The following is a 3,784-nucleotide window of genomic DNA, read 5'->3' as shown; positions in this document are numbered from 1 at the left end:
TCAAGCACGGTCATTTCGACTTCACTCAATGACCAATTTTAAGGAACTCGAAATTGAACCTAAAAAATAATCCCCTGCTTTTTTATGTATATTTGCTTTTTTTCTATTAATTTTCCATCTTTCTGATAACACAGATAATATATATTTTTCCAGTCGATTGTATTAAAAACAATCTTGCAGAATAAATTTGCCTTTTCTTTCTGTGTGACCATAATTAAAGAATCATTTATTTTTGCTAATTCTACAATTTTTTCCTTTTTAGATTCTACAAATGTCTGAATTATTTTTTTTGAAAAATCCGCCAGATAATCAACACAGATTATTTCATGCCCTTTGGAATAATACAGTTTATGAGCTTCGTGCGAAATTGAATAAAGCAACCGCCCCGTATCTTCAAAAATTTTATTTCCAGTTTTCAATGAATATATTAAAACTTTGCCGGCCGATGCTGAAAATAGAATCGAATTGTTTTTTTCATCAACAATCATTGTTTTTATATTTTCGTCAGAAAGCCCGGCAATTTTTCTTGTAATAGAACTTTCGCCAGTAAAGTTTCGTTTTATAAGGTTTACAGTTGCAGCGTCGTTTTCAAGCGTATAAAAATTATCTTCGGTAAAATACACAGCCTTTACGGTTGATTTTATGGAGTCTTTGTCTAAATGATATTCATTTTTTATAGTACCTGACGAATAATCAAAAATTACAACAGAATAAAGCAGCGAATTTATATTCCGTAATAAATATCCTCCAAGATTATTGTTTATATCATTATGAAATACATAATTGTCGCATGACTCAAGAAAATTGACCGGTGTAATTTTTACATTCTCTGAAGAATTATCGATTTTAAAATAATCAATTCCAACCTTTTTTATAAATTCGTGAGAAAAGATGTCTGTATACGCAACAATTAATAAAATAAATAATAGATAAAACTTTTTCATATTGACTACTCCATTTTCAAATCCACTTATTCACTTTTGTTCCAAAACTGAATAAGTGGATTTGAGGCAGTTTTAAATTATCACACGGATTTTGAAAAATCTAACGATTTTTCTAGGGGAAAATTTCTAATGTAAATTTTCATTTTATCCCTGTAGAAAATAACTCTAGCTTTGCAGGAAGCAAGACTCCACAGTTAGGATTCAAAAACTTATCCAAACTTATTCTGAAAAAAGCAACTTATATCGGCAAGGTTGATTTGTTTTCATCAATAGGACGGCCGTCATCGGTAAACAAACTGAACAGCCGGTCAATTTCAGAATTCAGCATTTCTTCAAAACTATTCCACTCAAAAAGAGATGTTGCATCAGCGCGTTTGCAAAGATGAACATGGTTTGTTTCTGTATCTAAATATAATTCAGAACCGTCCCAGTCATAAAATCCCATAAAAAAATAAGTGGGCTTGGCATTTTTTGGGCGTTCATAGACATTTGAAATATCCAATGCAAATGGTTGTAAAATTGCACTTTCATCCCTTCTGTAATGCTTCCGATAACCTTCTAATGAAAAGGTTCCGTAAAAAAGATGCAGGCCGTTTGCAAAATTCAATAAAAAATCTTTGTAAACTTCCGGCACAGTTATTGAATATTTTTCCTCCATGCAGCGCAATTCTTCTTCTTTTAGCGGCGCCATAATTTTTACCAGCCAGGCAAATTTTGGAAGAAAATCAGGTTTTCCGATTAAGATTCCATCCTCACGCTCTTCATAGCCAAGATTTCTAAACTTCAGTAGTTTTTCTTTTATAAATTCATATTTTTTCTGCATTAGTTAATATTCCTTTCCTCAATTTATCGGTGCCAGTGGAACAGTGGCAGTTAGTTTAAGCTTCGCCGTTATGGGTGGTTGTGATTTCGACTACGCTCAACCACCGCAATCCCGCCAACCAAAGCGCGAGTTTTCTCTAGAAAACTTGCGGGAAACGCACAAATAAAGTTAAATTATCAAAGTTGACTTGCAGCGTTTCCGTTTATCTGTGCCCCATCACTGTTTATCCGTGTTCATCTGTGTCAAAATCAACAGACAGTTTAAATTATCACACGGATTTTGAAAAATCTAACGATTTTTCTGTGGGAAGATGCCCTGTGAGCTCAACGGTTGCTGTACACGCAATTGGCATCAAGTACAACCCATTTTGTATTTTTTTCAATCCAGCTTATAGTACCGTCAGGAAGCAAGACTTCACAGTTAGACAATTCAAATTTTTCTATTAATTCTGAATATTTGTCTTTATCTTCGCCACATTTTTTATAAGTTGCTTCATCAATCAACGGAAAACTTTTTAGAAAGTCCAACATTTTATCTTTTTTTTTCAAGAAGGCAGGATAGATTATTTTTGTGATAAATCTCAATAATGTCAGAATCCGTTACGTTCTCAAAAAGTCCATGCTGTATAAATACTCTTGTCCCGTCATAACAAAGCTGACGAGGTTCAGTGTAATCTCCAAGCCAAAAGAGAGTTCCATAATAAAGTGTATTATCTTTTAGATAAGCGTCACCTACGGACAGTTCCACACCATCTGTAAACAGCAGCTTGATATTATACTTGAAACTATTCTCCCTTGAGCGAGAAAAAAAAGTGACACTTTCAACCTGCGGTATTTTGTTAACAATCTGCAAAATCTTTTCCTTCTGACTTTTATCTTCCCGAAATTCTATTTTTGAAGCAAATTTTAATACTGAAAAAATTAGAAAAAGACTCAACAGAATTGCCACAACAATAATAGCAATGGTACAAAGAATTTTTTTCATTTTCACTTCCTTTTAGTGCATCATAAACTTTCATTGGTTCCTGTTCAATCAAAGGAGAAAAACGAGGTGGCAAAAATTGCAGGCTGAAACTGCAAGTAGTTGAGATTAAATCAATTTAAGAATAAAATCGTGGCATATTGAATGAAGCTTCTTTAAAGGGAAGCTGTCAGGAGTTATTTTTATGAAAAAGATTATCAGCGGAAAGGTCCGCGAGGTTTATGACCTCGAAGACGGGCGCATGGTTATCGTAACGACAGATAGAATTTCTGCCTTCGATGTGATTTTGCCAACAATGATTACAGACAAGGGCAAAGTCTTGAATGCGCTTTCAAACTTTTGGTTCGATTTGACAAAAGATATCGCAAAAAATCACATGATTTCTTCGAATCTCAAAGACATGCCAAAAGAGTTCCAGAGTCCAGAATTTGAAGGACGCACTATTCTCGTAAAAAAACTCAAGATGATTCCTTACGAGGTTATTGTCAGAGGTTACATGTTCGGCTCAATGTACGAAGCGTACAAAAAGGGCGAGCCTTTCCTCGGTCATTCTTTTACAAAAAAATATGAGCAGGCTGAAAAACTTGACGAACCAATCGTAACGCCTTCAACAAAGGCTGCCGAAGGTCACGACATAAACGTAACATTGGATTACATGAAAAATGACTTGGGCAACGAGCTTGGCTCAAAAATCGAAAAAACAGCGCTTGCAATCTATAAAAAATGCTATGAGCACGCCGCAAAGAACGGAATTATCATAGCAGATACAAAATTTGAGTTTGGTCTTGATGAGAACGGAGAACTTGTTTTGGCAGACGAAGTTCTTACTCCGGATTCAAGCCGATTCTGGAATGCGGAGACTTACAAAGTTGGAACAAGCCCGGCTTCTTACGACAAACAGTTCATTCGTGACTGGCTCAAAGCAAACAATCTTGCGGGAGACCCAAACATTAAGGAAGTTCCTGCAGATGTGGTTGCCGAGACTTCAAAACTCTATCATGAGTGCGTAAGAAAAATCACAGGAAAAGATTTGTAG

The 3,784-nt window shown here is 35.1% G+C and carries 5 protein-coding genes; 1 reads left to right on the top strand and 4 read right to left on the bottom strand.

The window, feature by feature from the left end; genetic code table 11:
- Positions 1–59: 59 nt before the first annotated feature.
- The 4 genes from JI65_RS16545 to JI65_RS16530 form a co-directional block, all read right to left on the bottom strand.
- Complete coding sequence (locus JI65_RS16545; RefSeq protein ID WP_191018270.1) at positions 60–944, bottom strand: hypothetical protein; 885 nt, start codon at positions 942–944, stop codon at positions 60–62.
- A gap of 238 nt (positions 945–1,182) precedes the next feature.
- Entirely contained in the window at positions 1,183–1,767 is a 585-nt protein-coding gene (locus tag JI65_RS16540) for an SMI1/KNR4 family protein (RefSeq protein ID WP_191018269.1), read from the bottom strand.
- A 323-nt stretch (positions 1,768–2,090) separates the two neighbouring features.
- Positions 2,091–2,297: a hypothetical protein gene (locus tag JI65_RS16535; protein ID WP_191018268.1), complete on the bottom strand. Its 207-nt coding sequence runs from the start codon at positions 2,295–2,297 to the stop codon at positions 2,091–2,093.
- A gap of 1 nt (position 2,298) precedes the next feature.
- Positions 2,299–2,751 carry a hypothetical protein gene (locus JI65_RS16530; protein ID WP_191018267.1) on the bottom strand — a complete coding sequence of 151 codons (453 nt, stop codon included), beginning with the start codon at positions 2,749–2,751 and terminating at the stop codon, positions 2,299–2,301.
- A 181-nt stretch (positions 2,752–2,932) separates the two neighbouring features.
- Here JI65_RS16530 and JI65_RS16525 point away from each other — a divergent pair, with 181 nt between their 5' ends.
- Entirely contained in the window at positions 2,933–3,784 is an 852-nt protein-coding gene (locus JI65_RS16525) for a phosphoribosylaminoimidazolesuccinocarboxamide synthase (protein ID WP_191018266.1), read from the top strand.

The sequence above is a fragment of the Treponema zioleckii genome, from assembly GCF_014737315.1.
Lineage (GTDB): Bacteria > Spirochaetota > Spirochaetia > Treponematales > Treponemataceae > Treponema_D > Treponema_D zioleckii.
Note: the sequence above shows the minus strand (reverse complement) of the source record. Positions and strands in the feature narration are given on the sequence as shown.

What these genes read in the sequence shown, in the direction of transcription:
- JI65_RS16545 (WP_191018270.1), bottom strand. Translation starts at nt 944, where the DNA reads ATGAAAAAGTTTTATCTATTATTTATTTTATTAATTGTTGCGTATACA.
- JI65_RS16540 (WP_191018269.1), bottom strand. Translation starts at nt 1,767, where the DNA reads ATGCAGAAAAAATATGAATTTATAAAAGAAAAACTACTGAAGTTTAGA.
- JI65_RS16535 (WP_191018268.1), bottom strand. Translation starts at nt 2,297, where the DNA reads ATGTTGGACTTTCTAAAAAGTTTTCCGTTGATTGATGAAGCAACTTAT.
- JI65_RS16530 (WP_191018267.1), bottom strand. Translation starts at nt 2,751, where the DNA reads ATGAAAAAAATTCTTTGTACCATTGCTATTATTGTTGTGGCAATTCTG.
- JI65_RS16525 (WP_191018266.1), top strand. Translation starts at nt 2,933, where the DNA reads ATGAAAAAGATTATCAGCGGAAAGGTCCGCGAGGTTTATGACCTCGAA.